General features: G+C 70.1%; 32 protein-coding genes. 14 read left to right on the top strand and 18 right to left on the bottom strand.

Annotated features, from left to right (window positions below; translation table 11 throughout):
• Position 1 precedes the first annotated feature (1 nt).
• Positions 2–391 (top strand): DUF488 domain-containing protein, encoded by a 390-nt coding sequence (locus AC07PU_RS06115; protein ID WP_093342554.1) that lies wholly within the window; start codon positions 2–4, stop codon positions 389–391.
• Here AC07PU_RS06115 and AC07PU_RS06120 read toward each other — a convergent pair whose 3' ends face one another.
• Positions 392–1000: a glutathione S-transferase gene (locus AC07PU_RS06120; RefSeq protein ID WP_495316101.1), complete on the bottom strand. Its 609-nt coding sequence runs from the start codon at positions 998–1000 to the stop codon at positions 392–394.
• A gap of 131 nt (positions 1001–1131) precedes the next feature.
• Between AC07PU_RS06120 and AC07PU_RS06125 the strand changes: the two genes are divergently transcribed.
• Entirely contained in the window at positions 1132–1590 is a 459-nt protein-coding gene (locus AC07PU_RS06125) for an Lrp/AsnC family transcriptional regulator (protein ID WP_261210888.1), read from the top strand.
• Positions 1591–1599: 9 nt separating this feature from the next.
• On the opposite strand, the gene AC07PU_RS06130 is transcribed toward AC07PU_RS06125, so the two are convergent.
• The gene (locus AC07PU_RS06130) at positions 1600–2502 is read right to left on the bottom strand and encodes an SDR family oxidoreductase (protein WP_057594274.1); all 903 of its coding nucleotides are present in this window, start codon (positions 2500–2502) and stop codon (positions 1600–1602) included.
• A gap of 112 nt (positions 2503–2614) precedes the next feature.
• Between AC07PU_RS06130 and AC07PU_RS06135 the strand changes: the two genes are divergently transcribed.
• Positions 2615–3493 carry a CoA transferase gene (locus AC07PU_RS06135; RefSeq protein ID WP_495316104.1) on the top strand — a complete coding sequence of 293 codons (879 nt, stop codon included), beginning with the start codon at positions 2615–2617 and terminating at the stop codon, positions 3491–3493.
• 21 nt (positions 3494–3514) lie between these two features.
• Here the strand turns inward: AC07PU_RS06135 and AC07PU_RS06140 are convergent, their stop codons facing one another.
• Positions 3515–4507 (bottom strand): Bug family tripartite tricarboxylate transporter substrate binding protein, encoded by a 993-nt coding sequence (locus tag AC07PU_RS06140; RefSeq protein WP_495316107.1) that lies wholly within the window; start codon positions 4505–4507, stop codon positions 3515–3517.
• Positions 4508–4648: 141 nt separating this feature from the next.
• Here AC07PU_RS06140 and AC07PU_RS06145 point away from each other — a divergent pair, with 141 nt between their 5' ends.
• The gene (locus tag AC07PU_RS06145) at positions 4649–5632 is read left to right on the top strand and encodes a LysR family transcriptional regulator (protein WP_495316108.1); all 984 of its coding nucleotides are present in this window, start codon (positions 4649–4651) and stop codon (positions 5630–5632) included.
• A gap of 10 nt (positions 5633–5642) precedes the next feature.
• On the opposite strand, the gene AC07PU_RS06150 is transcribed toward AC07PU_RS06145, so the two are convergent.
• Positions 5643–6593 (bottom strand): hypothetical protein, encoded by a 951-nt coding sequence (locus AC07PU_RS06150; protein WP_495316110.1) that lies wholly within the window; start codon positions 6591–6593, stop codon positions 5643–5645.
• A gap of 127 nt (positions 6594–6720) precedes the next feature.
• Between AC07PU_RS06150 and AC07PU_RS06155 the strand changes: the two genes are divergently transcribed.
• Positions 6721–7101: a tautomerase family protein gene (locus AC07PU_RS06155; RefSeq protein WP_495316113.1), complete on the top strand. Its 381-nt coding sequence runs from the start codon at positions 6721–6723 to the stop codon at positions 7099–7101.
• Here the strand turns inward: AC07PU_RS06155 and AC07PU_RS06160 are convergent.
• From AC07PU_RS06160 to AC07PU_RS06170, 3 genes are all read right to left on the bottom strand, one after another.
• Positions 7055–7972 (bottom strand): DMT family transporter, encoded by a 918-nt coding sequence (locus AC07PU_RS06160; protein WP_495316115.1) that lies wholly within the window; start codon positions 7970–7972, stop codon positions 7055–7057. The genes AC07PU_RS06155 and AC07PU_RS06160 overlap by 47 nt on opposite strands.
• 63 nt (positions 7973–8035) lie before the next feature.
• On the bottom strand, positions 8036–8815 hold the full coding sequence (locus AC07PU_RS06165) for a helix-turn-helix domain-containing protein (RefSeq protein WP_495316117.1): 780 nt from the start codon (positions 8813–8815) through the stop codon (positions 8036–8038).
• A gap of 40 nt (positions 8816–8855) precedes the next feature.
• Positions 8856–11279 carry a YgiQ family radical SAM protein gene (locus AC07PU_RS06170; protein ID WP_208508107.1) on the bottom strand — a complete coding sequence of 808 codons (2424 nt, stop codon included), beginning with the start codon at positions 11277–11279 and terminating at the stop codon, positions 8856–8858.
• 229 nt (positions 11280–11508) lie between these two features.
• Between AC07PU_RS06170 and AC07PU_RS06175 the strand changes: the two genes are divergently transcribed.
• The gene (locus AC07PU_RS06175) at positions 11509–12453 is read left to right on the top strand and encodes a bifunctional helix-turn-helix transcriptional regulator/GNAT family N-acetyltransferase (protein ID WP_495316122.1); all 945 of its coding nucleotides are present in this window, start codon (positions 11509–11511) and stop codon (positions 12451–12453) included.
• 21 nt (positions 12454–12474) lie between these two features.
• Here the strand turns inward: AC07PU_RS06175 and AC07PU_RS06180 are convergent, their stop codons facing one another.
• The 4 genes from AC07PU_RS06180 to AC07PU_RS06195 form a co-directional block, all read right to left on the bottom strand.
• Positions 12475–13257 carry a 3-hydroxybutyrate dehydrogenase gene (locus AC07PU_RS06180; RefSeq protein ID WP_209540707.1) on the bottom strand — a complete coding sequence of 261 codons (783 nt, stop codon included), beginning with the start codon at positions 13255–13257 and terminating at the stop codon, positions 12475–12477.
• Positions 13258–13271: 14 nt separating this feature from the next.
• On the bottom strand, positions 13272–14051 hold the full coding sequence (locus tag AC07PU_RS06185) for an acetoacetate decarboxylase (RefSeq protein ID WP_093342574.1): 780 nt from the start codon (positions 14049–14051) through the stop codon (positions 13272–13274).
• Between the two features lie 90 nt (positions 14052–14141).
• Positions 14142–15272, bottom strand: a complete 1131-nt coding sequence (locus AC07PU_RS06190; protein ID WP_495316125.1) for a patatin-like phospholipase family protein — start codon at positions 15270–15272, stop codon at positions 14142–14144.
• 212 nt (positions 15273–15484) lie between these two features.
• Complete coding sequence (locus tag AC07PU_RS06195; protein WP_093342577.1) at positions 15485–15934, bottom strand: CHRD domain-containing protein; 450 nt, start codon at positions 15932–15934, stop codon at positions 15485–15487.
• 141 nt (positions 15935–16075) lie between these two features.
• Between AC07PU_RS06195 and AC07PU_RS06200 the strand changes: the two genes are divergently transcribed.
• A complete protein-coding gene (locus AC07PU_RS06200) occupies positions 16076–16648 on the top strand; it encodes a DUF924 family protein (RefSeq protein ID WP_495316128.1) in 573 nt (190 codons plus the stop codon).
• A gap of 6 nt (positions 16649–16654) precedes the next feature.
• Here AC07PU_RS06200 and AC07PU_RS06205 read toward each other — a convergent pair whose 3' ends face one another.
• Entirely contained in the window at positions 16655–17575 is a 921-nt protein-coding gene (locus tag AC07PU_RS06205; protein WP_256222480.1) for a YihY/virulence factor BrkB family protein, read from the bottom strand.
• Between the two features lie 86 nt (positions 17576–17661).
• On the opposite strand from AC07PU_RS06205, the gene AC07PU_RS06210 reads away from it, so the two are divergent.
• The 4 genes from AC07PU_RS06210 (at position 17662) to AC07PU_RS06225 (ending at position 20427) form a co-directional block, all read left to right on the top strand.
• Complete coding sequence (locus AC07PU_RS06210) at positions 17662–18258, top strand: chromate transporter (protein WP_431512480.1); 597 nt, start codon at positions 17662–17664, stop codon at positions 18256–18258.
• Positions 18259–18319: 61 nt separating this feature from the next.
• Positions 18320–18919, top strand: a complete 600-nt coding sequence (locus AC07PU_RS06215) for a chromate transporter (RefSeq protein ID WP_495316131.1) — start codon at positions 18320–18322, stop codon at positions 18917–18919.
• Positions 18920–18968: 49 nt separating this feature from the next.
• On the top strand, positions 18969–19940 hold the full coding sequence (locus AC07PU_RS06220) for an aldo/keto reductase (RefSeq protein ID WP_296792938.1): 972 nt from the start codon (positions 18969–18971) through the stop codon (positions 19938–19940).
• A 10-nt stretch (positions 19941–19950) separates the two neighbouring features.
• The gene (locus AC07PU_RS06225; RefSeq protein ID WP_296789071.1) at positions 19951–20427 is read left to right on the top strand and encodes a DUF3237 domain-containing protein; all 477 of its coding nucleotides are present in this window, start codon (positions 19951–19953) and stop codon (positions 20425–20427) included.
• 3 nt (positions 20428–20430) lie between these two features.
• Here AC07PU_RS06225 and AC07PU_RS06230 read toward each other — a convergent pair whose 3' ends face one another.
• A complete protein-coding gene (locus AC07PU_RS06230; RefSeq protein ID WP_093342586.1) occupies positions 20431–20952 on the bottom strand; it encodes a GNAT family N-acetyltransferase in 522 nt (173 codons plus the stop codon).
• A gap of 55 nt (positions 20953–21007) precedes the next feature.
• Between AC07PU_RS06230 and AC07PU_RS06235 the strand changes: the two genes are divergently transcribed.
• Together AC07PU_RS06235 and AC07PU_RS06240 are read left to right on the top strand one after the other, a co-directional pair.
• Positions 21008–21619, top strand: coding sequence for a helix-turn-helix domain-containing protein (locus tag AC07PU_RS06235; RefSeq protein WP_495316135.1), 612 nt, complete (start codon positions 21008–21010; stop codon positions 21617–21619).
• 92 nt (positions 21620–21711) lie between these two features.
• The gene (locus tag AC07PU_RS06240) at positions 21712–21885 is read left to right on the top strand and encodes a hypothetical protein (protein WP_057594737.1); all 174 of its coding nucleotides are present in this window, start codon (positions 21712–21714) and stop codon (positions 21883–21885) included.
• A 16-nt stretch (positions 21886–21901) separates the two neighbouring features.
• Here AC07PU_RS06240 and rlmB read toward each other — a convergent pair whose 3' ends face one another.
• Genes rlmB through AC07PU_RS06260 form a run of 4 tightly spaced genes read right to left on the bottom strand, consistent with a single transcriptional unit; the run spans position 21902 to position 24908 of the window.
• Entirely contained in the window at positions 21902–22648 is a 747-nt protein-coding gene (rlmB, locus tag AC07PU_RS06245) for a 23S rRNA (guanosine(2251)-2'-O)-methyltransferase RlmB (RefSeq protein WP_093342589.1), read from the bottom strand.
• Positions 22649–22694: 46 nt separating this feature from the next.
• Positions 22695–23678: a hypothetical protein gene (locus tag AC07PU_RS06250; protein WP_495316138.1), complete on the bottom strand. Its 984-nt coding sequence runs from the start codon at positions 23676–23678 to the stop codon at positions 22695–22697.
• 5 nt (positions 23679–23683) lie between these two features.
• Positions 23684–24157, bottom strand: coding sequence for a ribosomal protein L7/L12 (locus AC07PU_RS06255; protein ID WP_495316140.1), 474 nt, complete (start codon positions 24155–24157; stop codon positions 23684–23686).
• Between the two features lie 40 nt (positions 24158–24197).
• Complete coding sequence (locus tag AC07PU_RS06260; RefSeq protein ID WP_495316142.1) at positions 24198–24908, bottom strand: ABC transporter ATP-binding protein; 711 nt, start codon at positions 24906–24908, stop codon at positions 24198–24200.
• An 81-nt stretch (positions 24909–24989) separates the two neighbouring features.
• Between AC07PU_RS06260 and AC07PU_RS06265 the strand changes: the two genes are divergently transcribed.
• Entirely contained in the window at positions 24990–25577 is a 588-nt protein-coding gene (locus AC07PU_RS06265; RefSeq protein WP_495316144.1) for an arylesterase, read from the top strand.
• Between the two features lie 114 nt (positions 25578–25691).
• On the opposite strand, the gene AC07PU_RS06270 is transcribed toward AC07PU_RS06265, so the two are convergent.
• Positions 25692–25895 (bottom strand): hypothetical protein, encoded by a 204-nt coding sequence (locus tag AC07PU_RS06270; protein ID WP_057594731.1) that lies wholly within the window; start codon positions 25893–25895, stop codon positions 25692–25694.
• Positions 25896–25932: the final 37 nt, after the last annotated feature.

Here is a 25932-nt window from a genome sequence, read left to right on the forward strand (position 1 = left end):
CATGAGCATCCGCATCGTTCGACTCGGCACGCCGCGCAGCCCCGGCGAAGGCCTGCGCGTGGGCACCGTGCGGCGCCCGCCGCGCGGCGTGCCCAAGAGCGAATTCGCGTCGCAGGACTGGTACGACGTCTGGTACCCGAACCTCGCGCCCTCGACCGAGACCATGAAGCTGGGCCAGGCCGCGCAGACGCCGGCCGAGTGGAATGTGTTCATGCGCAAGTACAAGGCCGAGATGGCCGAGGCCGACGCGAGCCGCAGCCTCGACCTGCTCGCGGCGCTCTCGCACCAGACCGCGCTGGCCGTGGGCTGCTACTGCGAGGACGAGTCGCGCTGCCACCGCTCGCTGCTGCGCGGCCTGCTGGCCGAGCGCGGCGCCGACATCGCGGCCTGATCAGAGCTGCGGCAGCGCCGCGAACACCGGCAGGTCCTCGGCGCGCGCGGCATGGGCCGCCAGTGCCGGACAACGCGCGGGCGCCACCAGCTCGGGCAGCATCAGCTGCGTGAACGACCAGGCCACGGCCGCCGAGACGGCGTCCTGCGTCAGCGCCGCTTCTTCGACGGTCCATGGCGCCGCCGCCACCTCGCGCTCGAGTTCGTCATAGGCCGCCAGCAATTGCCCCAGCACCCGGTCCACCCAGGGCTGGTGCAGCTTCTCGGCCGGGCGCAGCTTGCGCTCGTAGACGATCTGCACCGTCTTCTCGCAGGCCGCGAGCGCGAGCCCCGTGAGACGCAGCGCGCGCAGCCGCGCCGCCGCCTCGGCCGGCCACAGGCTGCGGCCGGCGAGGAACTCGGCGTGCTCGACGATCAAGGTCGAATCCATCAGCACCGCGCCGTCGTCGAGCACCAGCGTCGGCGCCTTGACCACCGGATTGATCGCGCGGAACTGCTCGAAGGTGCTGAACACCGAGAGCGAGCGGTGTTCGAAGGGAATGCCCAGCAGCCGCAGCGAGACGGCGGTGCGGCGCACATAGGGCGAGTCGAGCATGCCGACGAGTTGCATCGAGGGGTCCTCCTTGGGTCTTGAACGAAGCCACGACCTTAGCGGTGCCTGCGCGCGCGGGCCACGGGCATTCATCGAAAATCGGCGCTCCCGGCCGATGGACCATCGGCGAACCCCTCTTCTCATCACGCATGGACATCGACAAGAAAGACCGCCTGATCCTCGAAGCCCTGCAGGCCGACGCGCGCCAGAGCCTCGCGGCGCTGGGCAAGCGCATCGGCCTGTCGCAGCCGGCCATGAGCGAGCGCGTGCGCAAGCTCGAGGACGCGGGCGTGATCGAGGGCTACGGCGCGCGCGTCAACCTGCGCGCGCTCGGCGTGGGGCTGCAGGCCATCATCCGCATCGACACCACGCATGCGGGCATCGCGCGCTACCTGAAGCTGTTCGAGCAGATGCCCGAGGTGCTGAGCGCCGACCGCGTGACCGGCGAGGACTGCTTCATCGTGCGCTGCGCGATCGCCGAGCCGGCCGAGCTCGAGCGCGTGGTGGACGCGCTCGCGGTCGACGGCGCGGTCACCACCTCGCTGGTGCTGTCGAGCCCCGTGAACAAGCACGTCACCGTGCACGCGGCGAAGCCGCCGAGGAAGTAGCGCGCAGGCTCAGCGCTGCGTCTTGTCCTTCTGGTTCTGCGCCTCGATGCGCTCGCGCGCGGCCAGCCAGTCGCCGTCGCTCCACTGGCGCAGTTCGTAGAAGTTGCCGCCGTTGGCCAGCGCGTTGGCGCCGTCCATCATGATGCTCTGGCCCGTGAGCCAGTCGCACTGGCCCGGCGACATCAGGAAGGCCGCGAGGTTCTGCAGCTCGCTCATGCGGCCGGTGCGCGCCATGGGGCTCATCGCGATGGTGCGCGCGCCGGGCTCCTCGCCGGGGTTCAGTCGCTTGCTCATGCCCTCGGTCGGGATCTCGCCCGGGCCCACGGCATTGAGCCGCACGCCGTAGCGCGCCCACTCCACCGCGAGCGACTTGGTCATCACCTCGATGCCGGCCTTGCTCATCGCCGAGGGCACCACGTAGGGGCTGCCGTTGTCGACCCAGGTCACGATGATGCTCATCACGCTGCGGAAGGCATCGCCGGCCTTCCACTGGCCCGACTTGGCCTCGGCCACCCAGCGCTTGCCCACGGCCTGCGTGACGTAGAAGCTGCCGTGGAAGACGATGTTCGCGATCGCGTCGAAGGCACGCGGCGAGAGGCTCTCGGTCGGCGAGACGAAGTTGCCGGCCGCGTTGTTCACCAGGCCGGTGAGGCCGCCGCTCTGCCAGAGGCTCTCGACCATCTCGTCCACGCTCTGGGCGACGCGGATGTCGACGCCGAAGGTGTCGATGCGCCGTTCGGGAAACTGCTGGCGCCACTCGGCCGCGGTCTCCTCGCAGACCGACTGGCGCCGGCCGCAGATCGCGATGTCGGCGCCCAGGCCGAGGAAGCGCTCGGCCATCGCGCGGCCGAGCCCGGTGCCGCCGCCGGTCACGAGGATGCGCTGGCCGCTCATGAGGGAAGGTTGGAACATGCGTCGTCTCCTGGAGGTTTGCCTGACGGCGGCCATGCTACGCGCGGCGGGCGCCGCGCGCATCGGGGGCCGGGTCGCGGGCGCGACGCGGGGCTGGGGCGAGAATGGCGCCATGCCCGACTCCATCGACGCCTCCTCGCAGCCGCTCGCCGGCGTGCGCATCCTGAGCCTCGCGCTCAACCTGCCCGGCCCGGCCGCGCTGCTGCGCTGCCGCCGCATGGGCGCCGATTGCCTGAAGCTCGAGCCGCCCGCGGGCGACCCGATGGCGCTCTACAACCAGGCGGCCTATGCCGCGCTGCACGAGGGCATCGCGATCGAGACGGCCGACCTCAAGAGCGAGGCCGGCCAGCGCACGCTGCATGAGGCGCTCGCGCGCACCGACGTACTGCTGACCTCGTTCCGTCCCTCGGCGCTGGCCAAGCTCGGGCTGGACTGGAACGCGCTGCATGCGCGCCATCCGGCGCTGTCGCAGGTGGCGATCGTCGGCGCCCACGGCGAGCGCGCCGAGGAGCCGGGCCACGACCTGACCTACCTCGCCGAGAGTGGCCTGGTCACCGGCACCGCGCTGCCGGCCACGCTGTTCGCCGACATGGGCGGCGCGTTGCTCGCGAGCGAGGCGGTGCTCAAGGCCCTGTTGCTGCGCGCGCGCGACGCCACGGCGCAGGGCGTGTACCTCGAGGTCGCGCTCAATGTCTCGGCCGACTGGCTCGCGCTGCCGCGCACCTGGGGCCTGACGCAGCCGCAGGGCGCGGTCGGCGGCGCGCATGCGGGCTACCGCGTCTATCCCTGCGCCGACGGCCGCGTGGCGGTGGCCGCGCTCGAGCCGCATTTCGCCAACCGGCTGTGCGAGGCCGCGGGCCTGGCCTCGCGCGACATGATGGCGCCGGCCACGCACGAGGGCGTGGCGGCCTGGATCGCACAGCGCAGCCGCGCCGAACTCGAGGCGATGGCGCGCGAGCGCGACGTGCCGCTGCTCACGCTGGCGGACTGAATCCCGCCGGGCCGGCGGACCTCAGAGCTTGATGCCCGCCGCCTTCACCGTCGGCCCGAGCACCGCCACCTGCTCCTTCACGATGCCCTCGAAGCGGGCCGTCGTCTCGGGCTTGGCGACGATGCCCAGCTCGATCAGCTTCTTCTGCACCTCGGCCATGGCCAGCACCTCGTTGCAGGCGGCGTGGAGGCGCGCCACCACCTCGGGCGGCAGCTTCGCGGGGCCGCTCAAGCCGAAGAAGTTCTCGAGCACCAGCTTGGGCTGCCCCACCTCGGCGATGGCCGGCACCTCGGGCATCCGCGGCGAGCGCGCGCTGCCCGTGACCGCCAGCGGCACCAGCTGGCCGCTCTTGAAGTACGGCACGTAGGCGGTGATCACGTCGATCCCCACGGGAATGGTGTTGGCGATCAGGTCGGTGGTCATCGGCGCGCCGCCGCGATAGGGCACATGCTCCAGGTGCAGCCCGGTCACGCGGCGGATCAGCTCGCCGTGGATATGGCCGATCGAGCCCGGGCCGCCCGAGCCGAAATCGAGCCGGCCGTCCTTGCGCGCGCGGGCTTCCAGGTCGGCGAAGCTCGCGATGCCCGAGCCCTTGCTGGCCATCACCACCAGCGGCGCCGAGCCCAGCGCGGCGATGTGGCTGAAGGCCGCGACCGGGTCGTAGGGCTGCTTGTCGAGCGTGAACGGGCCGAGCGCGATCGGCGTGGTGTTGGCGAGCATCAGCGTGTAGCCGTCGGGCGCCGCGGCCGCGACCTGGGCGCCGCCGATGGTGCCGCCCGCGCCGGGCTTGTTGTCGATCACCACCGCCTGGCCGAGCCGGCGCGCGAGCTGCTCGCCCATCACGCGCGCCAGGATGTCGCTGGAGCCGCCGGGCGGGAAGGTCACGACGATCCTGATCGGCCGGTCGGGCCACTGCGCGAAGGCCGGCAGCGCGAGCACGGCGGCGCCGGCCGCCAGCAACTGCAGCGCGCCACGGCGCGTGGGATGGACGAGGGAGGGGGCGGTGGAAGTCATGGCGCGGTCCAGCAAGAGCAATGCCCGCACTCTAGGAACGCACCCATGGCACGCCAATCGCTAGCGCCTTATGCGCGGCATAGCAAAGCGCCGGGCCTGCACGATGGCTTGGCACCAAAGCTGTGCAGCGCCCTTCCCTCCATGTCCCGCGCCAACGATCCTTTCGACACCTACCTGCTGCGCGTCTTCGCCGTGCTGCTGGCCGAGCGCAGCGTCTCGCGCGCCGCCACACGGCTCAACCAGTCGCAGCCGGCCGTGAGCACCGCGCTCAAGCGGCTGCGCGAGATCTTCGGCGACCCGCTGCTGGTGAAGGACAAGCAGCGCATGGTGCCGACCGAGCGCGCGCTGCGGCTCGAAGCCTCGGTGCGCGTGGTGCTCGGCGAGATCGACGCCCTGCTCGCGCCGGCCGACAGCTTCGATCCCGCGACCACGCGGCTGACCTTCCACCTCGGCACGCCCGACTACCTGGCGCCGCCGCTAATGGCCGCGGTGGTGCAGTACCTGCGCGGCACCGCGCCGGGCGCGCGCCTGTTCATGCATCCGCTCGGGCCCGAGTTCGATGTCGAGGCCGCGCTGGCCGACGGCTCGCTCGACGTGGTGGTGGGCAACTGGCCGCAGCCGCCCGAGCACCTGCACACCACCTTGCTGATGGAGGACGAGATCGTCTGCCTGGTCGACCGCGACCACCCGGGCGCGCAGGGCCTCGCGTTGAGCGACTACCTGCACGGCGCCCACGTGGTGCCGCAGCTCTACAGCACCCTGCAGCGCGGCGTGGTCGAGAGCCACCTGGCCACGCTGCGCCTGGCGCGCACGCCGACCGTGACGGTGCCCTACTTCTCGATGGCGCCGCAGCTCCTGCCCGGCACCGACCTGATCTTCACCACCAGCCGGCACTTCGCGCAGCATTACGCCGCGCTGCTGCCGCTGGCGATCGTGCCGGCGCCGCTCGACTTTCCGCCGATGCGCTTCTACCAGCTCTGGCATGCGCGCCACCAGCGCGCGCCGGGCCACGTGTGGTTCCGCTCGCTGCTGTCGGCGGTGATGCGCACGGCCGGCGCCACGCGGCATCTGCGGCTGCCGCCGGCGAAGGCCGCCGCGGCGCCGCTGACCCTGGACCGGACCTGAGTAGGCCGCGTCAGCGGCCCAGCCCCTCGCGCTGCCGATCCTCGCGCTTGAGCGCGAGGTAGGTGTCGAGGTCGATCTCGTGCAACTGGCGCGGGAACTGCTCGGCGGCCGCGAACCAGTGGCGCTGCCGCTGCTCGGACTGGCCCTTGGCATCGGCTGCGAGGTAGGCATCGAGCGTGAGGAAGTAGCGCATCGCATTGCGCTCCACCAGCCCGCGCATGCCGCGGATGTACTCGGGCTTGCCGTCGGGCGCCTGCCCCACCACCGTGAAGCCGACCTTGTCGCGCCCGAAGGTCGCGAGGTAGGCCTGGGTGGCGAGCTTCACCATCATGCTGTGGTCGTAGCTGTAGCTGAAGTGCAGGAAGCTCTTGCGCTCGTCGAGCGCCACCGCCTCCAAGGTGACGTGGTAGTTGCTGGTGCCGAAGGGGCCGCTGGCGGCCGACAGGTCGATCATCAGGTGCTCGGGCGTCGCGCTCGCCACGCGGTAGGCGAAGGGCAGCTCGAAGGCCTGGTCGACCGGCTTGTCGTAGCGCCGCACCACGTAGAGCGTGAGCGTCTCGTGGCCCGGCGCGCCGCTCACGCGGCAGCGCCGGTTGTTGACGTGCAGCAGCATCAGCTCGCACCAGTTGGCCGAGCCCTTGAGCGCGCTGCCGACCTCCGACAGCGGATGCTCGACCACCGCGTAGACGTCGCCCTGCAGCCCGTCGGGCGTTTCGATCGAATCGAGCTGTATGGGACGGCCGAAGCTGCTGCGCTCGAGCTTGTCCTTGATCTGCTTGTGCCGGGCGCGCAGGGCCTGCGCGGGGGCTTCGCCGGCCGCCGGCTCGGTGGCCGTGGGCGCGGCGCCGGCCTGGAGACTGCCCGCCAGCAGCCAGCCGCACAGGGCGGCGCCGCAGGCACGCCACAGGTGCCGCGCTGGCGAGAACATGCCGGGACCAGGCCGGCAGAACGAAATGCTCATCGGACCACACCATACAACGGCGCGGCCTTTCGCGTGCTCGGGCGCTTCCCGCGCCCTTGCCCATGCAGGCCGGCTCGGACGCGCCCACAATCGCGCCGAGCGCCTCCCGCTCGCCAAGGAAGACACCATGCCCCTCGTCCGCATCGACCTCCCCGACACCGCCCCCGAGACGCTCGGCCCGGCCATCGGCGATCTCATCTACCAGGTCATGACCGAGACCATCAACGTCCCGCAGGACGACAAGTTCCAGGTCATCGCGCGCCATCCGCCGGGGCAGCTCGTGCATCCGCGCAGCTACCTGGGCATCGAGTATTCGGCGGGCTTCGTGCTGATCCAGATCACGCTGAACCAGGGCCGCAGCATCGAGATGAAGAAGGCCTTCTACCGGGCCGTGGCCGACGGGCTGCACGAGAAGCTCGGCATCCGGCGCGAGGACGTGTTCATCAGCCTGGTCGAGGTGGTCAAGGAGAACTGGTCGTTCGGAAACGGAGAGATGCAGTACGCGTAGCCCAGGCGCTGCCGGCCAATGCCACGCCCGGCAGCACCAGCGCGAGCGCGATCCAGGTCGAGACCGTGAGCGGCTCGCGCAGCAGCCAGGCCGCGCCCACGGCGGTCATCAGCGGCACCAGCGCGCCCGAGAGGGAGGCGCGCGCCGCGCCCAGTCGCGCCACGGCCACGCCATAGAGCGCCAGCCCCAGCAGGCCCGCGAACAGCCCCTGCCCCACGGCCTGCAGCGCCACCTCGCGCAGCGGCGCGCTCAGCAGCTTGGGCGCTCCCGCGAACAACAGCAGCGGCAGCAGCAACAGCGTCGAGCCGAGGTTGATCGCGGCCGCGCCCTGCCAGGCCGTGAGCCCGCTGCGGCGCAACGCCAGGGTGTAGCCCGACCACAGCAGCGCGGCGAGCAGGAACAGCAGGTCGCCGCGCCATGCCGAGGCGGCCGCGGCCAAGCCGCCGAGGCCGGACACCGCGAGCCCCGCGGCCATCAGCGCCAGCCCGAGGCAGCGCGAGCGCGTCGGCCGCTCGCCATCGAGCCACCAGCTGCCGAGCGCGGTGAACAGCGGCACGCTGCCGGCCACGAACACGCCCATGTGGGCGGCCGGCGCCCACTGCGCGCCGGCCATCACCACCAGCCCGAACGGCAGGCCGCCGCCGAGCACCAGCAGCGCGCCCTGCCGCGCCGGCAGCGCGCGCAGCACCGCGCGCGAGGCCCACGCCACCGGCAGCAGCACCAGCGCGGGAATCGCATAGCGCAGCACGGCGAGTTCCAGCGGGCCGAGCGAGGTGGTGACGCCATGGCGCGAGGCGATCTGCCAGCCGCTGCCAATCAGCGCGGTGGCGAACGCGGCGAGGACGCCTGTCCAGGGAAGGGATCGGTTCATGCGGCCAGTCTGGCCGTGCGCGCCTGGCGGCGCTATCAAGATCCTGCGCAGCTGCGTGCGGACTTACGCGGCGTGCAGCGCGCGGCGCGCCTCGCCGGGCGTCACGCCGACCTCGCGCAGGAACAGCGCGCCGAGGTGGCTCTGGCTGCAGAAGCCGAGCGCGTGCGCCAGGCCCGCGAGGTCGCGTTCGCCGGCATCGAGCTGCGCGAGCGCCGCGGCCAGCCGCAGATGCAACCGGTACTGGTGCGGACTCAGGCCGGTGCGGCGGCGAAAGCTGCGCGCCAGATGGAACGGCGAACTGCTGGCCGCCTCGGCCAGTTCGTGCAGCGACAACGCACGGCCGTCGACAGCCTCCGCCGCCAGGCAGCGCCGCGCGCGGCCCACGACGCCCTCGCTGTGCGCGAGCCCCCCGGTCGCGAGAGCGTCGGCGATCAATCGTGGCGTGGCATCGACGGCATCGAGCCCCGCTTCGAGGCGGCGCCAGTGCAGGCGCAGCCGGTACAGGGCGCGTGGCGACAGCAGGCGCTGGGCGCCGTCGCCGGTCCAGGGCGCATCGGCCACGCCGTCGGTGGCGCTCACCACCACGCTGCAGCGCGGCTCGCGCGCCTGGGGGCGCAACTGGTAGCGCTGCGCGGGCGCCACGCGCAGGGCCGTCAGCGCATCGATCCAGGCACCGTGGCCGTCGTCGCCGCGGAACTCCATCGCGGCGGCATCGAAGGGCAGCACCAGCCGGCCCGAGGGCGCGGTGTAGACGGGACTCCATTGCGGCGCGGTCGCGTGCGAACGCACGCGCTCGACGCGCCAGCGCGGGTCGGCGACCAGGAGGATGCGTTGCTGTGCCATGGCGGCCGGGGCGATCGCCGGAGCTGGATCGCCCGCCGCTTCAGCGCACCTTGCGCGCCGAAGGCTTGGCGCCGGCGGGCTTGGCCGAGGGGCGGCCCGAACCGGTATCGCGCGGCGGCAGCCCGGTGTGCTGCGTGAGGATGCGGCCCTTCGAGGGCTTGACCATCGGCAGCTTCACCGACGGCGCGGCCTTGGCGGTCTTCGTCGCGGGTGCGCTGGTCGAGTTCTTGCGGCGCGCGCTGGTGTAGCCGCCGTCGGTCAGCGGCTGCCAGGTCGGGATCAGGTGGTGCTTGCCGTTGCCGATCAGGTCGGCGCGGCCCATGGCCTTGAGCGCCTCGCGCAGCAGCGGCCAGTTGTTGGCGTCGTGGTAGCGCAGGAAGGCCTTGTGCAGCCGGCGCCGCTTCTCGCCGCGCACGATGTCCACCGTCTCGCTCTCGCGCGTGATCTTGCGCAGCGGGTTGCGGTTGCTGTGGTACATGGTCGTGGCCGTGGCCATCGGGCTCGGGTAGAAGGTCTGCACCTGGTCGGCGCGGAAACCGTTCTTCTTGAGCCAGATCGCGAGGTTCATCATGTCCTCGTCGCTGGTGCCCGGATGCGCGGCGATGAAGTACGGGATCAGGTACTGCTTCTTGCCCGCCTCGGCCGAGTACTTCTCGAACATCTGCTTGAACTTGTCGTAGCTGCCGATGCCGGGCTTCATCATCTTGCTGAGCGGGCCCTGCTCGGTGTGCTCGGGCGCGATCTTCAGGTAGCCGCCCACGTGGTGCTGCACCAGTTCCTTCACGTACTCGGGCGACTGCACGGCCAGGTCGTAGCGCAGGCCCGAGCCGATCAGGATCTTCTTGATGCCGCGCAGCGCGCGCGCGCGGCGGTAGATCTTGATCAGCGGATCGTGGTTGGTGTTGAGGTTCTGGCAGATGCCCGGGTACACGCAGCTCGGCTTGCGGCAGGCGGCCTCGATCTCGGGCGACTTGCAGCCGATGCGGTACATGTTGGCCGTGGGGCCGCCGAGGTCGGAGATGGTGCCGGTGAAGCCCTTCACGCTGTCGCGGATGGCCTCGACCTCCTTGATGATCGAGTCTTCCGAGCGGCTCTGGATGATCCGGCCCTCGTGCTCGGTGATCGAGCAGAAGGTGCAGCCGCCGAAGCAGCCGCGCATGATGTTCACGCTGAAGCGGATCATCTCCCAGGCCGGGATCTTGGTCGCGCCGTCGTGGCTGCCGTTCTCGTCGGCATAGCGCGGATGCGGGCTGCGCGCATACGGCAGGTCGAACACATGGTCCATCTCGGCCGTGGTCAGCGGGATCGGCGGCGGGTTGATCCAGACGTCGCGCGCGGTCGTGCCCTCGCCATGCGCCTGCACCAGCGCGCGCGCATTGCCGGGGTTGGTCTCGAGATGCAGCACGCGGTTGGCGTGCGCATAGAGCACCGGGTCGGCGCGCACCTGCTCGTACGAGGGCAGGCGGATCACCGAGCGGTCGCGCGGCGGCACCTTGGTCTTGCCACGGCCCTGCAGCGCGGGGTTGGGCACGAACTGCAGCGGCTTGATGGCGGGGTTCACCACCGCGGCCGCGGCTGCCGCTGCGGCCGGCGAACCGGCGACCTCGGCCGCCTTCGCGACGGCCTCGGCCTCGTCCTCGCGCGCGCAGCTCGCGCCGTTGGCCTTGGCCTGGTCCGAGACCATCAGGTAGGGATTGACGTGCGCCTCGACGCGGCCCGGCTCGTCCACGCTGGTGGAATCGATCTCGAACCAGCCCTCGGGCGTCTCGCGGCGCACGTAGGCGGTGCCGCGCACGTCGTCGATCTGGTGCACCGGCTCGCGCGCCGCGAGGCGGTGCGCGATCTCGACGATGGCGCGCTCGGCGTTGCCGTAGAGCAGCAGGTCGCACTTGGAATCGACCACGATCGAGCGGCGGACCTTGTCCTGCCAGTAGTCGTAGTGGGCGATGCGGCGTAGGCTGCCTTCGATGCCGCCGAGCACGATCGGCACGTCGTTCCAGGCTTCCTTACAGCGCTGCGAATACACGATGGCCGCGCGGTCGGGCCGCGAACCGCCGACGTCGCCGGGCGTGTAGGCGTCGTCGCTGCGGATCTTGCGGTCCGCGGTGTAGCGGTTGATCATCGAATCCATGTTGCCGGCGGTCACGCCGAAGAACAGGTTCGGCTTGCCGAGCGCCTTGAAGGGCTCGGCGCTCTGCCAGTCGGGCTGGGCGATGATGCCCACGCGGAAGCCCTGCGCCTCGAGCATGCGGCCGATCACCGCCATGCCGAAGCTCGGATGGTCGACGTAGGCATCGCCCGTGACGATCACGATGTCGCAGCTGTCCCAGCCGAGCGCCTCCATCTCCTGGCGCGAGGTCGGCAGGAACTTCGCCGTGCCGAAGCGGGCTGCCCAGTACTTGCGGTAGCTGGTCAGCGGCTTGGCGGCGCGCGCGAAAAAGGAGACGTCGACGGGGGCGTTCATCAAATGGGGGTGGTGCGGCAGGCGGCCTCGAACGGAAACGAGAGATGCGGCTGCGATGGGTAACCCGCGATTTTAGGGTTTTCCACCCTTTCTGTCCCGTGAAAGCGGTGGCGCGGCTTCGGGATTAGGGGCATCGGCCCAGGGAAGGCACCGCCTTGCCCTGCCGGCATTGAAAGCCTTAGTCATTCAATTGCTTGCTTTTGTCAATCGATTGATGGATAGTCGCTCCATGCCGACCACCGAATCCCCCGCCGTTCACGTCGATGCCGTCAAGGCCGTGCGCCGTTTCAACCGCTTCTTCACGCGCCAGGCCGGCGTGCTCGAGCCCTACCTCGGCGGCGCGCTGCCGCTGACCGAAGTGCGCGTGCTCTACGAACTCGCGCACCGCGACGCGCTGGTCGCGACCGATCTAGCGCGCGAACTGGGCCTGGACGGCGGCTACCTGAGCCGCATCCTCAAGCGCTTCGAGACCGAGGGCTGGATCGTGCGTTCGCCGAGCCCGCGCGACGCGCGCCAGAGCCTGCTGACCCTGACCGAGGCCGGCCATGCCGCCTTCGCGCCGCTGCAGCAGAAGTCGCGCGAGGAAGCCGCCGCCCTGCTCGCGCCGTTGCCGCCGTGCGAACGCGAACAGGTGGTCGAGGCCATGGGACGGATCGAGCGCCTGCTCGACCCCGCGGCACCGCGCGCACCCACGCGCACGGTGGTGCTGCGCGATCCCAAGCCCGGCGACATGGGCTGGGTGGTGCAGCAGCACGGCGAGCTCTATGCGCGCGAGTACGGCTGGAACAGCGAGTTCGAGGCATTGGTCGCGGAGATCGTGGCGCAGTACCTCCGCAAGTTCCAGCCCGAATGGGAAAAGGGCTGGATCGCCGAGCTCGACGGCGAGCGCGTGGGCGCGATCTTCGTGGTGCGCAAGTCGGCCACCACCGCGCAGCTTCGGCTGCTGCTGCTCACGCCCGCCGCGCGCGGCCTGGGCCTGGGCAGCCGGCTCACCGACGAGTGCATCGCCTTCGCGCGCGCCAAGGGCTACCGCAAGATGGTGTTGTGGACCAACAGCTGCCTCACGGCCGCGCGTGCGATCTATGCCAAGCGCGGCTTCGAACTCGAGAAGACCGAAGCCTACGAGGGCTTCGGCCAGCAACTGGTCGGCGAGACCTGGTCGCTGAAGCTCTAGGGCCGCTGCAGGCGGCTGCGATTACTGCATGTACCAGCCGTGGCTCACCACCAGCGACTGGCCAGTGAGCGCGTTGGTCGGGAAGGCCGCGAACAGCAGCGCCACGCGCGCCACGTCGTCGGTGGTGGTGAATTCGCCATCCACCGTTTCCTTGAGCATCACGTTCTTGATGACTTCCTGCTCGCTGATGCCCAGCGTCTTGGCCTGCTCGGGGATCTGCTTCTCGACCAGCGGCGTGCGCACGAAGCCCGGGCAGATCACGTTGGCGCGCACGCCGTGCTTGGCGCCTTCCTTGGCCACCGTCTTCGCGAGGCCGATCAGGCCGTGCTTGGCCGTCACGTAGGGGGCCTTGAGCAGCGAGGCTTCCTTCGAGTGCACCGAGCCCATGTAGATCACGCTGCCGCCGCGGCCCTGCGCATACATGTGCTTGAGGCAGGCCTTGGTCGTGAGGAAGGCGCCGTCGAGGTGGATCGCGAGCATCTTCTTCCAGTCGGCGAAGCTGAACTCCTCGACCGGATGCACGATCTGGATGCCGGCATTGCTCACCAGGATGTCGATGCCGCCGAAGGCCTTGGCGGCCTCTTCGACCGAGGCGTCGACCTGCGCCTCGTTGGTCACGTCGACCGCCACGCCGATGGCCTGCGCGCCCGTGGCCTTAAGTTCGGCCGCGGTGGCGTCCGCCGCTTCCTTGTTGAGGTCGGCGATGACGATCTTCGCGCCTTCCTGCGCGAAGAGGATCGCGATCTCCTTGCCGATGCCGCTGGCCGAGCCGGTGATGTAGGCGACCTTGTCCTTGAGTTGCATGTTGGTTCCTTGGGTTAGGGTTGCGAAGAAGACGAAGAAGAGGAAGCAGCGAGGTAGTCGAGCTCGACCGTGCCGAGCGCGAGCGTCATGTCGGCGATGTAGTGCACGGCCGATTCGACCTTGCGCACCGGCAGCTCGGCCACCGGCGCGAGCGCATGCGGATGCAGCTCGAGCGAGGCCGGGCCGGTCCAGGCGCCGTGCAGCGTGACGTCGACCATGTGGTAGCGCACCAGCTCGCAGATGCGCGGCGTGCCATCCACGTGCGGAATGATCTTGAGCAGGAAGTTGGGCTGCGCGATGCCTGCAAGGATCGGGCCGGGCTCGAGCGCGCGGTGCTTGAAGCCCATGGTGGCCTTGGCCACGCGCAGCTTGCCGTAGTCGAGGGTGCCGACGATGGTGTCGGTCTCGTAGTCGAACTGCGGCGAGGCCAGCTTCTTCGGAAAGCCCCAGAGCTCGCGCCCGCCCGCGATCGGCGGATGGTCGTTCAGGTACATCGCATGCACGTAGGCGCCCTGCTCCAGGCCGCGCGCGGTGCGCAGCTGCACCGGAATGACCTGGCCCGACTCGGTGTAGTCGCCGAAGCCGGTGGAGTCGGGCATGCGGATGAACTCGTACTTGACGAGCGGCTCGACCACCTCGAGCGGCTCCGGCACCACGGCGCGCAATGCGTCGAGGTCGGTGCGGTAGGTGATCACCATGAACTCGCGCCGCATGAAGCGGTACGGTCCGGGCGGAAAAGCGGGGCTGGTCAGCGGCATGGCGAAAGCCTGGCGCCGCACGTCTTCAATGTTCACGACATTCCTCCTTTGAAGCATCTTGAATCCGGCAACCAGTCTCGTGCCGGTTTCTTAGCCGGGGCTGAATCGTGAGGGCGATTCTTCTCGTCAGCGTGACAGACCGGGCCGCTTCACGCGACCGCTGCCGCCCTCGCCGAGGTCGAAGGTGGTGACGCCGTTGACCGCGGCGTCGCTGCGCAGCGTCTCGGGATGCGCGAGCACGCGGCGCATGTCGCGCGCGCCCGACTCCCAGTGCTCCTCGACCGCCGCGCGCGAGAACTCGTAGTCCTTCGACTCGAGCTCGTAGGGCTTGTCGCGGTAGATCAGGTGGAAGATGTCGATCGGGTGGTGCGTGAGCTCGGCCTGCACCGCCTCGACCGCGGGATCGCGGCGCAGGTGCGGCGGCAGCTTCTCGATCAGGTCGGCGATCGCCTGCTGCAGGTTCATGTTGGCCGCCAGCGCATCGGTGTTCATGCGGGTGCGGCTCGAATAGGTGATGTCCTTCTGCCGCTCCATCACGCCCGACAGCGTGTGCGGCATCTCGCCGCGCGCATTGAACAGGTCGACCTGCAGCACCACCAGCGGCTCGCTGCGCGGATGCAGGTCGAGCACGTACTGCAGCGGCGTGTTCGAGACGATGCCGCCATCCCAGTAGTCGTCGCCGTCGATGTGCACCGGCGCGAAGCCCGGCGGCAGCGCGCCGCTGGCCATGATGTGCTCGGGGCCGATGCGCTGGCGCGTGTTGTCGAAGTAAACCGAGTTGCCGGTGCGCACGTTGACCGCGCCCACGCTGAAGCGCGCCTCGCAGTGGTTGATGCGGTCGAAGTCGACCAGGCGCTCGAGCGTGGCCTTCAGCGGCGAGGTGTCGTAGTAGCTCAGCAGCGGCGCCGCGCCGCCGAGCAGCAGGGCCAGCGAATAGCGCGGCTCGAAGAAGCCGGGAATGCCCACCAGCGAGGCCATGGTCGCGCTCCACTGGTTCTGCGTGCTGCGGTCGCCGAACCACGACGGCAGCCGCTGCGAGGGCCCCGAGGACACGAGATGCCAGAACTCGCGCAGCCGGTCGACGCGATGCTCGGGCGCATTGCCCGCGATCAGCGCGGCATTGATCGCGCCGATCGACACGCCCGCGATCCAGTGCGGCTGCAGCTCGGTCTCGCTGAGCGCCGCGTAGACCCCGGCCTGGTAGGCACCGAGCGCGCCGCCGCCCTGCAGCACCAGCGCCTTGCGCGCGGAGCGCATGTCCTCGCGCCGCGCCGCGAAGGCTTCGAGCTTGCGCGCCGCGGAAGCGGCCTGGCTCTTGCGGCGGGCGGGGGGAGACGGGGAACGGGAGGGAGTCGGGACAGAGGAGGAACGGGGCTTCTTCGGGGACGTCGTCATGCGGCCATTTGACATCAGCCCCGTGACCCCCGACTGACCAGGGGGCACTCGAAGCCGCGTTCAACGGACCTGTTTCACATCTTCGGCAGCAATTGCCCGCGGATCTCGCCGCCCGGATTCGCGGCCGTGTGGACGTTGGCGTACCACTTGCCCGCGCTGAGGTCGGCCGCCTGCGCCGGCGTGAGCGTGGCCTCGCCCTCGATCGGGCTGGCCGCGTTAGAGAACGGCAGCACCACGCCGGCATTGGCGCCGGCCGGTGCCGGGCCATGGAAGTGGGCCGCGGTGGCCGGGCCGCTGAGACCGGTGTAGGTGATCTTGTACTTGAGGACGTTGGTGTCGCGGTTGAGCCAGGCCTCGGCCATGCCGCTGCCGCGCGTCATGTTCGGTGGCACCTCGCTGGCCGCGTTCATGGTGCCGCTGAAGCTCGCGACATTGGCCTTGGACATCATGCCGCAGCCGGCCAGTGCCGCACTGGCCGCGCCGGCGACGAGGGCGGCGCGCAAGAGGGTGCCGTATCGGTTCATGGGAAGTCTCCTGATCGTGAATGAATGCGGACCAGCATAGGCAGGGCATTCGCAATCCCTTGTCGGCCACCACCCCGAATTCGCCGTGCACGCGGCGCCAGCCCCGGCATTGAAAGCCGATTGAAAGAAGACAATGCCGCGATGATTTCCGCCCCCGAATCCTCAACCTCCCTCACCCTGCCCTCGGCGCACGATGTGGTGCAGTTCTGGCGCGAGGCCGGCCCCAAGCGCTGGTTCGCCAAGGACGAGGCCTTCGATGCCGAGTTCGCCGGCCGCTTCGTCGAGGCCCACCATGCCGCCGCGCGCGGCGAGCTCGACGCCTGGATGAACGATGCCGAAGGCACGCTCGCGCTGCTGGTGCTGCTCGACCAGTTGCCGCGCAACACCTGGCGCGACAACGCCCACATGCTGGCCACCGACGGCAAGGCGCTGGCCGTCGCGCACCATGCGGTCGAAGCCGGCTTCGACCGCCAGGTCGAGGAGGTGCTGCGGCCTTTCTTCTACATGCCCTTCATGCATTCCGAAGTGCTGGCCGAGCAGGAACGCTCGGTCGTGCACTGCAGCGCGCTCGATGCCAACACCCAGCGCTTCGCGGTGCTGCACCGGGACATCGTGGCGCGCTTCGGCCGCTTTCCGCACCGCAACCGGATGCTGGGCCGCGCGAGCACGCCCGAGGAAGAGAAGTTTCTCGCCGAGGGCGGCTTCAAGGGCTGAGCGCGTTCAGAGATCGCCGCCCGAGCGCGTGCGCGCCGGCACGTGGTCGTCCTTGCCGGCGCCGATGCCGACGTCGGAGTGCTTGAGCGAGCCGTAGCTGCGCGCATAGACCCAGGTGAACTCGGCGCCCAGCAGGAAGATCTGCGCCGAGTAGTAGACCCACACCAGCACCACCACCAGCGAGCCCGCGGCGCCGTAGCCCGAGGCCACGCTGCTCTTGCCGATGTACAGGCCGATCAGGTGCTTGCCGATGGTGAACAGCAGCGCCGTCACCGCCGCGCCCACCCACACGTCGCGCCACTGAACCTTCGCGCGCGGCATGATCTTGTAGATCATCGCGAAGATCACGGTGACCATGCCGAAGCTGAACCCGAAGTTGACCCACTGGGCCAGCGTCTCCCAGGCGCCGAACATCGGCGACCACCACTTGCCGAGCGCGGCCAGCGCGGCGCTCGCCACCAGCGACACCATCAGCAGGAAGCCGATGCCCATCACCATGCTGAAGGACAGCAGGCGCACGCGCAGCAGGTTGAAGATGCCGCTGCTCTTGGCACGCGCGGGGGCGCGCCAGATGCGGTCGAGCGCGTCCTGCAGCTCGCCGAACACGGTGGTGGCGCCGACCACCAGCAGCGCGATGCCGATCAGCGTGGCGACGATGCCCTCGCGCGGCTTGTTGACCGCCTGCAGCATGCTCTGCACCGCGGCCGCGCCCTGCTCGCCCATCAGGCCCGAGAGCTGCGCGAGGATCTCGCCGCGCGCGGCCTCCTGCCCGAACACCAGCCCGGCGACGGCGATCACGATCAGAAGCAGCGGCGCGATCGAGAACACGGTGTAGTAGGCGAGCGCGGCACCCATGCTCGGGGCGTAGTCGTTCGACCAGGAGGCGACGGCGCGGCGGCAGAGATCGAAGAGGGGTCGCAAATACATGGCGGAAAGTCTCCTGTCGGTGGCGGCACCGTCCTGTCGGAGCGGCACCCGGCATCTTGCCGTCTGCCTACGATAATCGCTCAAACATGCAACCGTCTCCCCCAGCCTCCGGCGCGGCGGCGCCGTCCGCGCCCTCGCACCCGCAGTCGCCGCGCGACCTCTTCGTGTCCTTCACCTTCCTGGCGCTGCAGGGCTTCGGTGGCGTGCTGGCGATCGTGCAGCGCGAGATGGTCGAGAAGAAGAAGTGGCTCACGCCCGAGCAGTTCCTCGAGGACTGGGCCGTGGCCCAGGTGATGCCGGGGCCCAACGTGATCAACCTCGCGCTGATGATCGGCGACCGCTACTTCGGCCTGCGCGGCGCGCTCGCCGCGGTGGCCGGCATGCTCACGGTGCCGCTGTTCGTGATCCTCGCGCTCGCGGTGCTCTACGCGCACTACGCGGGCAACCCGCAGGTCGCGGGCGCGCTGCGCGGCATGGGCGCGGTGTCGGGCGGGCTGATCGCGGCCACCGGCATCAAGCTGATCCCACAGCTGCGCAAGCATCCGCTGGGCTTCGCCACCTGCCTGGCGTTCGTGGCGCTGGTGTTCGGCGCCATCGCCTGGGCGCGCATCCCGCTGGGCTGGGTGCTGCTGGTGTTGGGCGGCGTGGCCTGCGGCTGGACCTGGAAGAAGATCGCGCCATGAGCGCCGCGCCGGGCCACCCCAAGCAAGCTCGCACCGCAGTGCGAAGCACGGAGGTACTTCAATGACCATCGTCATGCACTGGCACGACTGGCTCGCCCTGTTCGGCCAATACATGCTGCTGTCGATGCTCTCGATCAGCGGCGCCATCACCACCGTGCCCGACATGCACCGCTACCTGGTGGCGCAGCATGGCTGGCTCACCGATGCGCAGTTCACCTCCTCGGTCGCCATCGCGCAGGCCGCGCCCGGGCCCAACGTGCTGTTCGTCGGCCTGATGGGCTGGAACGTCGGCCTCAACGCGGGCGGCGGCATCGGCGCCGGGCCTTCGGCCTGGCTGCTCGGCCTGTTCGGGCTGGCCGTGACCATGGTCGGCATCATGCTGCCGAGCACCACCCTCACCTACTTCGCCACCCGCTGGGGCCACCGCAACCGCACCCGCCGCGGCGTGCGCGCCTTCAAGCAGGGCATGGCGCCGGTGGTGGTGGGCCTGCTGATCGCCACCGGCTGGGTGCTGGCCGCCGGCAACCACGTGGGCAACGCACCGGCCTGGCACCTGTGGCTCCTGACCGGCGTGGCCGCGCTCATCGTCTGGCGCACGCGCATCCATCTGCTGTGGCTGCTGGGCGCCGGCGCGGCGCTCGGCGCCATCGGTTTCGTCTGACCTTCGCCCCCTTCCTCCTCCCTCTTCTTCCTTCCTCAGGAGCTTTCCCATGTCGCAACTTCGCCCCCTCGGCCGCTCCGGCCTCCAGGTGTCCCCGCTCGCCTTCGGCGGCAACGTGTTCGGCTGGACGGTCGACGAGGCCGCCTCGTTCAAGCTGCTCGATGCCTGGCTCGACGCCGGCTTCAACTTCGTCGACACCGCCGACGTCTACTCGTACTGGGTGCCGGGCCACAGCGGCGGCGAGTCCGAGACCATCATCGGCAAGTGGCTCAAGCAGAGCGGCAAGCGCAGCCGCGTGGTGCTGGCCACCAAGCTCGGCAAGTCGATGGGCGAAGGCAAGGTCGGGCTCTCGCCGGCCTACATCCGCGAGGCGGTCGAGGCTTCGCTCAAGCGCCTGCAGACCGACTACATCGACCTCTACCAGTCGCACGACGACGACGCCAACACGCCGCTCGAGGACACGCTGGGCGCCTTCGACGACCTCGTGAAGGCCGGCAAGGTGCGCGCCATCGGCGCCTCGAACTTCACCGCGCCACGGCTGGCCGAGGCGCTCGACGTCTCCGAGCGCCTGGGCATCGCGCGCTACGAGAGCCTGCAGCCGCTGTACAACCTCTACGACCGCGCCGTGTTCGAGGACGACCTCGAGCCGCTGTGCCTGAAGCGCGAGGTCGGCGTGATCAACTTCTACGCGCTGGCCGCCGGCTTCCTCACCGGCAAGTACCGCACCGAGGCCGACGCGGCCAAGAGCGCGCGCGGTGCGAGCACCACCAAGAAGTACCTCAACCCGCGCGGACTGCGCATCCTCGAGGCACTCGACAAGGTGGCCCAGCAGTACAACGCGAAGCCGGGCCAGGTCGCGATCGCGTGGCAGATCGCGCGCCCCTCGGTGACCGCGCCGATCGCGAGCGCGACCTCGATCGCCCAGCTCGACGAACTGGTGACCGCCACCCAGCTCAAGCTCGACGCGGGCACGATCGCGATGCTCGATCGCGCGAGCGAGGAAGAAGGCAAGGCGGCCTGAGGACCGGGTCGTGAGCGACTTCGACGACATCGCGGCGCCCTCGCTCGAGCACTTCGCCGACCTGCGCGTGGAGGTCGGCGAACCCCAGGTGCTGGGCCAGGGGCCGGGCGGCCTGCGCCGCGTGGTGCCGATCACCGGCGGCCAGGCGCAGGGCCATGGCTGGACCGCGCGCGTGCTGCCGGGCGGCAGCGATTTCCAGCTGATCGTGGGCGAGACGCTCTCGGTGCTCGATGCGCGCTATGGCCTCGAGACCGATGCCGGCGACCTCGTCTACGTGCAGAACCATGCGATCCGCAGCGCCTCGCGCGAGACCATGGCGCGGCTGCTGCGCGGCGAGCCGGTCGATCCGGCGCAGGTGTATTTCCGCTGCACGCCGCATTTCGAGACCGCCTCGCCCGCGCTGGCCTGGATCGCCGAACGGCTGTTCCTCGGCGCCGGGGTGCGCCGGCCGGCCCAGGTGGTGATGCGCTTCTGGGCCGTGAACTGAGGATCAGCCGTCGACCGGCTCGGCGGGCGTGGCCAGGATGCGCTGGTAGAAGGCCACGTCGAGCCAGCGGCCGAACTTGAAGCCTGCCTGCCGCACCGTGCCCGCGTGCTCGAAGCCCAGGCGCTCGTGCAGCGCGATGCTGCCGGCGTTCTGGGCGTCGATGGCGCCGACCAGCACGTGCACCTCGCGCGCCTGCGCCTCGGCCACGATCGCCTCGAGCAGCGTGCGGCCCAGGCCCTTGCCGCGGTCGGCGGCATCGACGTACACCGAGTGCTCGACCGTGTACTTGTAGGCCGGGAAGGCGCGGAACGTGCCATAGCTCGCGAAGCCCATGAGCCGGCCGTCATCGTCCACCGCGCCGATCACCGGGAAGCCGTTGGCGCGCTTGGTGGCGAACCAGCCGGCCATCTGCTCGGGCGTGCGCGGCTTGTAGTCGTAGAGCGCGGTCGAGGTGACGATGGCGTCGTTGAGGATCGCGAGGATGGTGCCGGCGTGGGCTTCCTCGGTGCAGGGGATCAGGCGCATGGGGCTCCTTTGCAGCATTGCGCGGTTGTTCACTATAGGAGAATAATAATCTCTTATGAGAAACGACGCATTCCCCCCGGCGCTGGAGACCGGCGAGCCCATCGACGCGCTGATCGCCCGGCGGCTCTCGGCGCTGCGGCAGGCGCAGGGCCTGAGCCTCGCGGAACTGGCCGAGCGCTCGGGCGTGAGCAAGGCCATGATCTCCAAGGTCGAGCGCGCGCAGAGCAGCCCCACGGCCGTGCTGCTGGGCCGGCTGGCCGCGGGGCTGGGTGTGCCGCTGGCGCAGTTGCTGACGCAGGACGACGAAGGCCGGGACACGCAGCGCCTGTGCCCCCGCGCCGCGCAGGCGGTGTGGCGCGATCCTGGCGCGGGCTATCTGCGGCGGCAGGTGCTCGAGCGCGGCACGGCTGGCGGCATCGAGCTGGTCGAGGTCGAACTGCCGCGCGCGGCGCAGGTCGCCTATCCGCGCTGGAGCGGCAAGCCGTACCGGCAGTGCCTGTGGCTGCTCGAGGGCGAGTTGCAGGTTGACTATGGCGAGGAGCGCTTCCGGCTCGCGAGCGGCGACTGCCTAGATTTCGGGGTCGACCGGGCACTGGTGTTCCAGGCGCTGGGCGATGGCGGCTGCCGCTACCTGCTGGTGGCCGACCAGGACCTGCGTCCGCGGTAGGCCCGCTCCCACAGCCGCAGGCGGCACCGGCCGGTGCGGGCGACAAGCATGCTCCAGATACTGCGAGACATCACAGCTTCGGAGGAACACGCATGTCGTTCGCGCTCTACATGATCGGTTTTCTGATCTTCATGGCCGGCCTGATCTGGGGCGCCTCGGTGGCCGGCGTACCGACGCTCTACATCGGCATCGGCTCGCTGATCCTGCTGGGCATCGGCATCTTCAGCGCGGTGGGCCGCACGCGCGGCAAGGATCCGTCGCAATGAGGCCGCGGCGCGGCGCTCAGGCGCCGCGCTGGCGCATCGCCTCGTAGAGGCACACGCCGCTGGCGACCGAGACGTTGAGGCTCTCGACCGCGCCCGCCATCGGGATGCTGACCAGCTCGTCGCAGGTCTTGCGCGTGAGCTGGCGCATGCCCTCGCCTTCGGCACCGAGCACCAGCGCCAGCGGGCGCTTGAAGTCGCTCTGGTAGATGGTGCCGGGCGCGTCGTCGCTGGTGCCCACGCACCAGATGCTGCGCTCCTTGAGCTCGTTGAGCGTGCGCGCGAGGTTGGTCACCATGAAATAGGGCACCGTCTCGGCTGCACCGCTGGCCACCTTGGCCACGGTGGCGTTGATGCCCGCCGCATGGTCCTTGGGCGCGATCACCGCATGGGCGCCGGCGCCGTCGGCCACGCGCAGGCAGGCGCCGAGGTTGTGCGGATCGGTCACGCCGTCGAGCACCAGCAGCAGCGGCACGGTGCCGGCCTCCTCCAGGCCCTCGAGCAGTTCGTCGAGCGAATGGATCTGAGCGGCAGGCTCCACGCGCGCCACCACGCCCTGGTGGCCGTGGCTGCCGCTGAGCTTGGCGAGCCGCGCGCCGTCGGCCTCGACCAGCCGCACGCCGGCATCCTGGGCCCGCGCCATGAACTGTTTCATGCGCGCATCACGCCGGCTGGCGTCGAACAGCACCTCGAGCACGGACTTGGGCGCGGTCTTGATGCGCACGCCCACGGCATGGAAGCCGAAGATCACTTTGGGAGAAGACATGCGGCGATTATCGAGGGAGCCCGCCCTTGCCCGCCCTCACCCGCTCTCAGCCCAGCGGGAGGCCGCCGCGCGCCTGCGCCAGTTCGTCGTGCAGCGTCTGCACCGCGAGCGCGCGCGGATGCACCCGCTGCAGGTTGCCCACGCTCTCGAGGTACTCGCAGGCCGCGAAGCGGTCGGCCATCTGCTCGTAGCGCGCCACCCAGGCCTCGCGCTGCGCGAGCCGCTCGGGCGCCACCGGCCAGACGCCAGGGCGCGGCCGCAGCGGATCGCCGATGCCGATGCGCCAGGGCTTGGCGCTCACGCGCGCGCGAAAGCAGTTCTGGTTGCGGCACATGCGCGCATAGACCTTGTCGGCGCCCAGCGCCTGGAACACGTCGGCGACCGCGGCATCGGAAGGCGCGAACACGTCGTGCATGGCGAGCGCGCGCAGGCCCGCGGGGGTGCGGTACAGCCGCAGGTGCCAGTCGGGATGCTGGTGGATGAAGCGCTCGATGCGCGCGCGCACGGCCGCCAGCGGATCGCCCTGGGGTTCGGCCAGGCGCAGCCCCTCGGCGCGCACGCGCCAGAAGCCGAAGCCCGCCACCAGCACGGCCGCCACCACGGCCAGCACCCACGACTTGCTGGCATAGCCCGCGACCACCGCGCCGATGAGGGCGGCACCGATGACGCTGAGCCCGCGCGCATTGCCGCGTTGCGCGTCCTCGAAGTCCACGTCGACGAACAGCACGTCGGGCGTGTTGAGGCAGCGCGCGCCATAGCCGTTGCGCGTGACGATGTCCTCGCCGTGGCGCTCGACGATCTCCTCGCGGATCGGCATGCCGTCGGCGCCGTTGTAGGCCACCTTGCGTTCGCGGCGCTCGAGCTTCTCGCCGCCGGCGATGCGCTCGAAGGCCTCGCGCGTGCGCTGGTCGGCGTGGGCTTGCGCGGCCAAAGGGCTGTCGTCGGACCAGCCGAAGCGGCGCACCGTGATCTGGCGGCCATCGATGCGTTGCTGGAGGCGGCCTTCGGCCCAGAACTGGGGAACGATCATCGGGCTCAGGCGCTGACGAAGAAGAACACCGCGGCCGCCACGGCGACCACCAGCACGATCGCCAGCCACTTGGCGCCGCCCCCCGAAGGCACGCGGCCGGGCTCGGCCATCGGATCGAAGGCGCCGTGCGGCGCCGACTGGCCGCGCTCGCCATGCATGTGCTCATCAACCAGCTTCAGCGATTCGGCCAGGCCGAGGCCGGTGGCCTCGCGCACGATCTTCACCGCCTCGACCTTGCGGCCCTGCGCCAGGGCGGCGATCGCCTCGGCCGGCAGGCCCTGCGCGCCGCCGCTCAGCAGCCGGTTCCATTCGTCGGTCTGGGGCGCGGGTTCGCCCTCGACCGCGTTGGCGTGCCGCTCGACCAGTTCCTTGGACTCCTTGAGGCCGAGGCCGGTGCGGTCGCGCACGATCTTGATGGCCTCGATCAGGTTGCCGCGCTGCAGCGCGAGTCGGGCATCGGGGGGTAGCTCGTCCTGCATCTTGAATCTCCTCCTGCAGGACCGGTTGTACCCGAAGCCCTCAGGCCGTCGCGTCGGCGTTCTTCTCGTTGAGGATCACGCGCCCGGCCTCGATCATGATGCGGCGCTCGCACTGGGCCGCGATGCCGCGGTCGTGCGTCACCAGCACGAGCGTGGTGCCGAGCTCGCGGTTGAGGTCGAACATCAGCCGCATCACCTGCTCGCCGGTGGCGAAGTCGAGGCTGCCCGTGGGTTCGTCGGCCAGCAGCAAGGCGGGCTGCACCACGAAGGCCCGCGCCAGCGCCACGCGCTGCTGCTCACCGCCCGACAGCACCTTGGGATAGTGGTTGAGCCGCTGGCCCAGGCCGACGCGGCCCAGCATTTCGGTCGCGGCCTTGCGGGCATCCTTGCGGTTGGCCAGTTCCAGCGGCAGCATCACGTTCTCGAGGGCGCTGAGGTTGCCCAGCAGCTGGAAGCTCTGGAACACGAAGCCCACGCGCTGCGCGCGCAAGGCGGCCCGGTCGTCCTCGTCGATGGCGAAGATGTCGTCGCCGGCCAGCTTCACCGTGCCGCGCGTGGGCGTGTCGAGCCCGGCGACGATCGACAGCAAGGTGCTCTTGCCCGACCCCGAGGCACCCACGATGGCCGCGGTTTCCCGTGCCCCGAGGGTGAAATCGATGTCCTGCAGAATGTCCAGGGTACCGGTCGAGTCGGTGACGGACTTGAACACATGCTCGACGGCGACAATCGCTGGGGACGGGGGTTGGGACATGGAAAGGCTTTGGTTTTGAATCGACGTGACTTTATCTTGACCACTGCCGCGCTCGGCAGTTCCGGGGCATGGCGTGGGGCGATGGCGCAGAGCGCCGCCGCGCGCAAGCCGGTGATCCTGGTGCTCGGCGATTCGCTGAGCGCCGAGTACGGCCTCAAACGCGGCGAAGGCTGGGTGCCGCTGCTCGAGAAGCGCCTCGCGCAGCAGAAGGTCGACGCCACCGTGGTCAACGCCAGCATCAGCGGCGACACCAGCTCGGGCGGACGCGCGCGTTTCGCGGCGCTGCTGGCGCAGCACAAGCCCAGCCACGTGGTGCTCGAGCTCGGCGCCAACGACGCGCTGCGCGGCCTGCCGCTCACGGACACCGAGGCCAACCTGCTCCAGATCACGCAGTCCGCGCAGGCCGCGGGCGCCAAGGTGCTGATCGTGGGCATCCAGGTGCCGCCCAACTACGGCGGCGACTACACGCGGCGCTTCGAGGCGGTGTTCGCCAAGGTGGCGTCCACCACCAAGTCCGCGCTGGTGCCCTTCCTGCTCAAGGGCGTGGCCGACGCGCCGAATGCGATGTCGCTGTTCCAGGCCGACCGCATCCATCCGACGGCGGCGGCGCAGCCGCAACTGCTCGACAACGTCTGGCCCGAACTGCGCAAGCTGCTCGCCGCCAAGTAGGGCCGCAGAGCCGGGCCCTGCGCCGATCGCGCGCCAACAAAAAGCCGCTGCGGGACCGACAGGCCCCCAGCGGCTTCGTCATTCAGAACGGAAAGAATCCGGACGGTGCAGCGTTCAACCGTTCTTGGTCGGCAGTTCGGGAACGGTCGGCGGATCGCGTTCGAGCGAGGCCACGTCGTCTTCCGGATCGCCCGGCGCGAGGCCGTCGCTGCTCGGGGAAAGCTTGCGGTTCGCCTTTTCGCGGAGCTTTTCTTCCTTCTTCTTCTTGCGAGCCAGCTCTTTCTGCCGCTTCTCGTAACCGTAATTCGGTGTTGCCACTGATCTCTCCTTCAGGCGAAGCAGTCGAACGACTGCG

The sequence above is a fragment of the Variovorax sp. GW821-FHT10D07 genome (genome assembly GCF_059415325.1).

Bases quoted from the DNA above. Each gene is read 5' to 3' on its own strand.
- AC07PU_RS06150 (WP_495316110.1), bottom strand. From the start codon at position 6,593: ATGAGCATTTCGTTCTGCCGGCCTGGTCCCGGCATGTTCTCGCCAGCG.
- AC07PU_RS06210 (WP_431512480.1), top strand. From the start codon at position 17,662: ATGCAACCGTCTCCCCCAGCCTCCGGCGCGGCGGCGCCGTCCGCGCCC.
- AC07PU_RS06195 (WP_093342577.1), bottom strand. From the start codon at position 15,934: ATGAACCGATACGGCACCCTCTTGCGCGCCGCCCTCGTCGCCGGCGCG.
- AC07PU_RS06255 (WP_495316140.1), bottom strand. From the start codon at position 24,157: ATGCAGGACGAGCTACCCCCCGATGCCCGACTCGCGCTGCAGCGCGGC.
- AC07PU_RS06160 (WP_495316115.1), bottom strand. From the start codon at position 7,972: ATGAACCGATCCCTTCCCTGGACAGGCGTCCTCGCCGCGTTCGCCACC.
- AC07PU_RS06130 (WP_057594274.1), bottom strand. From the start codon at position 2,502: ATGTTCCAACCTTCCCTCATGAGCGGCCAGCGCATCCTCGTGACCGGC.
- AC07PU_RS06170 (WP_208508107.1), bottom strand. From the start codon at position 11,279: ATGAACGCCCCCGTCGACGTCTCCTTTTTCGCGCGCGCCGCCAAGCCG.
- AC07PU_RS06120 (WP_495316101.1), bottom strand. From the start codon at position 1,000: ATGCAACTCGTCGGCATGCTCGACTCGCCCTATGTGCGCCGCACCGCC.
- AC07PU_RS06140 (WP_495316107.1), bottom strand. From the start codon at position 4,507: ATGACTTCCACCGCCCCCTCCCTCGTCCATCCCACGCGCCGTGGCGCG.
- AC07PU_RS06235 (WP_495316135.1), top strand. From the start codon at position 21,008: ATGAGAAACGACGCATTCCCCCCGGCGCTGGAGACCGGCGAGCCCATC.
- AC07PU_RS06230 (WP_093342586.1), bottom strand. From the start codon at position 20,952: ATGCGCCTGATCCCCTGCACCGAGGAAGCCCACGCCGGCACCATCCTC.
- AC07PU_RS06265 (WP_495316144.1), top strand. From the start codon at position 24,990: ATGGCGCAGAGCGCCGCCGCGCGCAAGCCGGTGATCCTGGTGCTCGGC.
- AC07PU_RS06215 (WP_495316131.1), top strand. From the start codon at position 18,320: ATGACCATCGTCATGCACTGGCACGACTGGCTCGCCCTGTTCGGCCAA.
- AC07PU_RS06205 (WP_256222480.1), bottom strand. From the start codon at position 17,575: ATGTATTTGCGACCCCTCTTCGATCTCTGCCGCCGCGCCGTCGCCTCC.
- AC07PU_RS06260 (WP_495316142.1), bottom strand. From the start codon at position 24,908: ATGTCCCAACCCCCGTCCCCAGCGATTGTCGCCGTCGAGCATGTGTTC.
- AC07PU_RS06200 (WP_495316128.1), top strand. From the start codon at position 16,076: ATGATTTCCGCCCCCGAATCCTCAACCTCCCTCACCCTGCCCTCGGCG.
- AC07PU_RS06220 (WP_296792938.1), top strand. From the start codon at position 18,969: ATGTCGCAACTTCGCCCCCTCGGCCGCTCCGGCCTCCAGGTGTCCCCG.
- AC07PU_RS06125 (WP_261210888.1), top strand. From the start codon at position 1,132: ATGGACATCGACAAGAAAGACCGCCTGATCCTCGAAGCCCTGCAGGCC.
- AC07PU_RS06180 (WP_209540707.1), bottom strand. From the start codon at position 13,257: ATGCAACTCAAGGACAAGGTCGCCTACATCACCGGCTCGGCCAGCGGC.
- AC07PU_RS06250 (WP_495316138.1), bottom strand. From the start codon at position 23,678: ATGATCGTTCCCCAGTTCTGGGCCGAAGGCCGCCTCCAGCAACGCATC.
- AC07PU_RS06115 (WP_093342554.1), top strand. From the start codon at position 2: ATGAGCATCCGCATCGTTCGACTCGGCACGCCGCGCAGCCCCGGCGAA.
- AC07PU_RS06155 (WP_495316113.1), top strand. From the start codon at position 6,721: ATGCCCCTCGTCCGCATCGACCTCCCCGACACCGCCCCCGAGACGCTC.
- AC07PU_RS06190 (WP_495316125.1), bottom strand. From the start codon at position 15,272: ATGCGCTCCGCGCGCAAGGCGCTGGTGCTGCAGGGCGGCGGCGCGCTC.
- AC07PU_RS06165 (WP_495316117.1), bottom strand. From the start codon at position 8,815: ATGGCACAGCAACGCATCCTCCTGGTCGCCGACCCGCGCTGGCGCGTC.
- rlmB (WP_093342589.1), bottom strand. From the start codon at position 22,648: ATGTCTTCTCCCAAAGTGATCTTCGGCTTCCATGCCGTGGGCGTGCGC.
- AC07PU_RS06145 (WP_495316108.1), top strand. From the start codon at position 4,649: ATGTCCCGCGCCAACGATCCTTTCGACACCTACCTGCTGCGCGTCTTC.
- AC07PU_RS06175 (WP_495316122.1), top strand. From the start codon at position 11,509: ATGCCGACCACCGAATCCCCCGCCGTTCACGTCGATGCCGTCAAGGCC.
- AC07PU_RS06135 (WP_495316104.1), top strand. From the start codon at position 2,615: ATGCCCGACTCCATCGACGCCTCCTCGCAGCCGCTCGCCGGCGTGCGC.
- AC07PU_RS06240 (WP_057594737.1), top strand. From the start codon at position 21,712: ATGTCGTTCGCGCTCTACATGATCGGTTTTCTGATCTTCATGGCCGGC.